The 5,236-nt window shown below is 49.5% G+C and carries 2 tRNA genes and 3 rRNA genes; all 5 read left to right on the forward strand.

The features are described from left to right. The first annotated feature begins 34 nt into the window (after positions 1–34). Positions 35–106, forward strand: a tRNA-Glu gene (locus N8L33_RS09850). Positions 107–348: 242 nt separating this feature from the next. After that, a 16S ribosomal RNA gene (locus tag N8L33_RS09855) occupies positions 349–1,894 on the forward strand. Positions 1,895–1,945: 51 nt separating this feature from the next. Then, positions 1,946–2,018, forward strand: a tRNA-Ala gene (locus N8L33_RS09860). 124 nt (positions 2,019–2,142) lie between these two features. Next, positions 2,143–5,043, forward strand: a 23S ribosomal RNA gene (locus tag N8L33_RS09865). 76 nt (positions 5,044–5,119) lie between these two features. After that, positions 5,120–5,235 (forward strand): 5S ribosomal RNA (gene rrf / locus N8L33_RS09870). The 16S, 23S and 5S rRNA genes sit together here with 2 tRNA genes alongside, the layout of an rRNA operon. Position 5,236: the final 1 nt, after the last annotated feature.

Raw genomic sequence — 5,236 nt, forward strand, 5'->3', positions numbered from 1 at the left:
CGGTATAATAGTAAGAGTTGAAAACAACAACTCTGGTCCGTTGGTCAAGGGGTTAAGACACCGCCTTTTCACGGCGGTAACACGGGTTCGAATCCCGTACGGACTATGGTATGTTGCGGTTGAAACACTTGATGAAAAAAAGTTTAAAAAAGTTTCAAAAAAGTGTTGACAAGCGAAATCGACTGTGATATACTAATATAGTTGTCACTTGAGAGAAGTGAGTGACAAAGACCTTTGAAAACTGAACAAGACGAACCAATGTGCAGGGCGCTACAACTAAGGTTGTAGTACTGAACAATGAAAAAACAATAAATCTGTCAGTGACAGAAATGAGTGAGAACTCAAACTTTTAATGAGAGTTTGATCCTGGCTCAGGACGAACGCTGGCGGCGTGCCTAATACATGCAAGTAGAACGCTGAAGGAGGAGCTTGCTTCTCCGGATGAGTTGCGAACGGGTGAGTAACGCGTAGGTAACCTGCCTGGTAGCGGGGGATAACTATTGGAAACGATAGCTAATACCGCATAATAGTAGATGTTGCATGACATTTGCTTAAAAGGTGCAATTGCATCACTACCAGATGGACCTGCGTTGTATTAGCTGGTTGGTGGGGTAACGGCTCACCAAGGCGACGATACATAGCCGACCTGAGAGGGTGATCGGCCACACTGGGACTGAGACACGGCCCAGACTCCTACGGGAGGCAGCAGTAGGGAATCTTCGGCAATGGACGGAAGTCTGACCGAGCAACGCCGCGTGAGTGAAGAAGGTTTTCGGATCGTAAAGCTCTGTTGTAAGAGAAGAACGAGTGTGAGAGTGGAAAGTTCACACTGTGACGGTATCTTACCAGAAAGGGACGGCTAACTACGTGCCAGCAGCCGCGGTAATACGTAGGTCCCGAGCGTTGTCCGGATTTATTGGGCGTAAAGCGAGCGCAGGCGGTTAGATAAGTCTGAAGTTAAAGGCTGTGGCTTAACCATAGTACGCTTTGGAAACTGTTTAACTTGAGTGCAAGAGGGGAGAGTGGAATTCCATGTGTAGCGGTGAAATGCGTAGATATATGGAGGAACACCGGTGGCGAAAGCGGCTCTCTGGCTTGTAACTGACGCTGAGGCTCGAAAGCGTGGGGAGCAAACAGGATTAGATACCCTGGTAGTCCACGCCGTAAACGATGAGTGCTAGGTGTTAGACCCTTTCCGGGGTTTAGTGCCGCAGCTAACGCATTAAGCACTCCGCCTGGGGAGTACGACCGCAAGGTTGAAACTCAAAGGAATTGACGGGGGCCCGCACAAGCGGTGGAGCATGTGGTTTAATTCGAAGCAACGCGAAGAACCTTACCAGGTCTTGACATCCCTCTGACCTCTCTAGAGATAGAGATTTCCTTCGGGACAGAGGTGACAGGTGGTGCATGGTTGTCGTCAGCTCGTGTCGTGAGATGTTGGGTTAAGTCCCGCAACGAGCGCAACCCCTATTGTTAGTTGCCATCATTTAGTTGGGCACTCTAGCGAGACTGCCGGTAATAAACCGGAGGAAGGTGGGGATGACGTCAAATCATCATGCCCCTTATGACCTGGGCTACACACGTGCTACAATGGCTGGTACAACGAGTCGCAAGCCGGTGACGGCAAGCTAATCTCTTAAAGCCAGTCTCAGTTCGGATTGTAGGCTGCAACTCGCCTACATGAAGTCGGAATCGCTAGTAATCGCGGATCAGCACGCCGCGGTGAATACGTTCCCGGGCCTTGTACACACCGCCCGTCACACCACGAGAGTTTGTAACACCCGAAGTCGGTGAGGTAACCGTAAGGAGCCAGCCGCCTAAGGTGGGATAGATGATTGGGGTGAAGTCGTAACAAGGTAGCCGTATCGGAAGGTGCGGCTGGATCACCTCCTTTCTAAGGATAAGGAACTGCGCATTGGTCTTGTTTAGTCTTGAGAGGTCTTGTGGGGCCTTAGCTCAGCTGGGAGAGCGCCTGCTTTGCACGCAGGAGGTCAGCGGTTCGATCCCGCTAGGCTCCATTGGTGAGAGATCACCAAGTAATGCACATTGAAAATTGAATATCTATATCAAATAGTAACAAGAAAATAAACCGAAAACGCTGTAGTATTAATAAGAGTTTATGACTGAAAGGTCAAAAAATAAGGTTAAGTTAATAAGGGCGCACGGTGGATGCCTTGGCACTAGGAGCCGAAGAAGGACGTGACAAACGACGATATGCCTTGGGTAGCTGTAAGTAAGCGATGATCCAGGGATTTCCGAATGGGGGAACCCAACAGGTACTACCTGTTACCCGCATCTGTTAAGGATGTGAGGAGGAAGACGCAGTGAACTGAAACATCTAAGTAGCTGCAGGAAGAGAAAGCAAAAGCGATTGCCTTAGTAGCGGCGAGCGAAACGGCAGGAGGGCAAACCGAAGAGTTTACTCTTCGGGGTTGTAGGACTGCAATGTGGACTCAAAGATTATAGAAGAATGATTTGGGAAGATCAGCCAAAGAGAGTAATAGCCTCGTATTTAAAATAGTCTTTGTACCTAGCAGTATCCTGAGTACGGCGGGACACGAGAAATCCCGTCGGAATCTGGGAGGACCATCTCCCAACCCTAAATACTCCCTAGTGACCGATAGTGAACCAGTACCGTGAGGGAAAGGTGAAAAGCACCCCGGGAGGGGAGTGAAATAGAACCTGAAACCGTGTGCCTACAACAAGTTCGAGCCCGTTAATGGGTGAGAGCGTGCCTTTTGTAGAATGAACCGGCGAGTTACGTTATGATGCGAGGTTAAGTTGAAGAGACGGAGCCGTAGGGAAACCGAGTCTGAACAGGGCGAATTAGTATCATGACGTAGACCCGAAACCATGTGACCTACCCATGAGCAGGTTGAAGGTGCGGTAAGACGCACTGGAGGACCGAACCAGGGCACGTTGAAAAGTGCTTGGATGACTTGTGGGTAGCGGAGAAATTCCAAACGAACTTGGAGATAGCTGGTTCTCTCCGAAATAGCTTTAGGGCTAGCGTCGACATTAAGATTCTTGGAGGTAGAGCACTGTTTGGGTGAGGGGTCCATCCCGGATTACCAATCTCAGATAAACTCCGAATGCCAATGAATTATGGTCGGCAGTCAGACTGCGAGTGCTAAGATCCGTAGTCGAAAGGGAAACAGCCCAGACCACCAGCTAAGGTCCCAAAATAATTGTTAAGTGGAAAAGGATGTGGGGTTGCACAGACAACTAGGATGTTAGCTTAGAAGCAGCTATTCATTCAAAGAGTGCGTAATAGCTCACTAGTCGAGTGACCCTGCGCCGAAAATGTACCGGGGCTAAAACAATTTACCGAAGCTGTGGATACCTTTATAGGTATGGTAGGAGAGCGTTCTATGTGTGAAGAAGGTGTACCGTGAGGAGTGCTGGAACGCATAGAAGTGAGAATGCCGGTATGAGTAGCGAAAGACAGGTGAGAATCCTGTCCACCGTAAGACTAAGGTTTCCAGGGGAAGGCTCGTCCGCCCTGGGTTAGTCGGGACCTAAGGAGAGACCGAAAGGTGTATCCGATGGACAACAGGTTGATATTCCTGTACTAGAGTATGTAGTGATGGAGGGACGCAGTAGGCTAACTAAAGCAGACGATTGGAAGTGTCTGTCTAAGCAGTGAGGTGTGATATGAGTCAAATGCTTATATCTGTAACATTGAGCTGTGATGGGGAGCGAAATTTAGTAGCGAAGTTAGTGACGTCACACTGCCAAGAAAAGCTTCTAGCGTTTAAACATACTCTACCCGTACCGCAAACCGACACAGGTAGTCGAGGCGAGTAGCCTCAGGTGAGCGAGAGAACTCTCGTTAAGGAACTCGGCAAAATGACCCCGTAACTTCGGGAGAAGGGGTGCTGACTTTAAGTCAGCCGCAGTGAATAGGCCCAAGCAACTGTTTATCAAAAACACAGCTCTCTGCTAAATCGTAAGATGATGTATAGGGGGTGACGCCTGCCCGGTGCTGGAAGGTTAAGAGGAGTGCTTAGCGCAAGCGAAGGTATGAATTGAAGCCCCAGTAAACGGCGGCCGTAACTATAACGGTCCTAAGGTAGCGAAATTCCTTGTCGGGTAAGTTCCGACCCGCACGAAAGGCGTAATGATTTGGGCACTGTCTCAACGAGAGACTCGGTGAAATTTTAGTACCTGTGAAGATGCAGGTTACCCGCGACAGGACGGAAAGACCCCATGGAGCTTTACTGCAGTTTGATATTGAGTGTCTGTACCACATGTACAGGATAGGTAGGAGTCTAAGAGATCGGGACGCCAGTTTCGAAGGAGACGTTGTTGGGATACTACCCTTGTGTTATGGCCACTCTAACCCGGATAGGTGATCCCTATCGGAGACAGTGTCTGACGGGCAGTTTGACTGGGGCGGTCGCCTCCTAAAAGGTAACGGAGGCGCCCAAAGGTTCCCTCAGAATGGTTGGAAATCATTCGCAGAGTGTAAAGGTATAAGGGAGCTTGACTGCGAGAGCTACAACTCGAGCAGGGACGAAAGTCGGGCTTAGTGATCCGGTGGTTCCGTATGGAAGGGCCATCGCTCAACGGATAAAAGCTACCCTGGGGATAACAGGCTTATCTCCCCCAAGAGTTCACATCGACGGGGAGGTTTGGCACCTCGATGTCGGCTCGTCGCATCCTGGGGCTGTAGTCGGTCCCAAGGGTTGGGCTGTTCGCCCATTAAAGCGGCACGCGAGCTGGGTTCAGAACGTCGTGAGACAGTTCGGTCCCTATCCGTCGCGGGCGTAGGAAATTTGAGAGGATCTGCTCCTAGTACGAGAGGACCAGAGTGGACTTACCGCTGGTGTACCAGTTGTCTTGCCAAAGGCATCGCTGGGTAGCTATGTAGGGAAGGGATAAACGCTGAAAGCATCTAAGTGTGAAACCCACCTCAAGATGAGATTTCCCATGATTTTATATCAGTAAGAGCCCTGAGAGATGATCAGGTAGATAGGTTAGAAGTGGAAGTGTGGCGACACATGTAGCGGACTAATACTAATAGCTCGAGGACTTATCCAAAGTAACTGAGAATATGAAAGCGAGAGGTTTTCTTGGTTTGAATAGATATTCAATTTTGAGTAGGTATTACTCAGAGTTAAGTGACGATAGCCTAGGAGATACACCTGTACCCATGCCGAACACAGAAGTTAAGCCCTAGAACGCCGGAAGTAGTTGGGGGTTGCCCCCTGTGAGATATGGAAGTCGCTTAGCT

The organism is Streptococcus mitis (assembly GCF_946188695.1).
Classification (GTDB): domain Bacteria; phylum Bacillota; class Bacilli; order Lactobacillales; family Streptococcaceae; genus Streptococcus; species Streptococcus mitis_DF.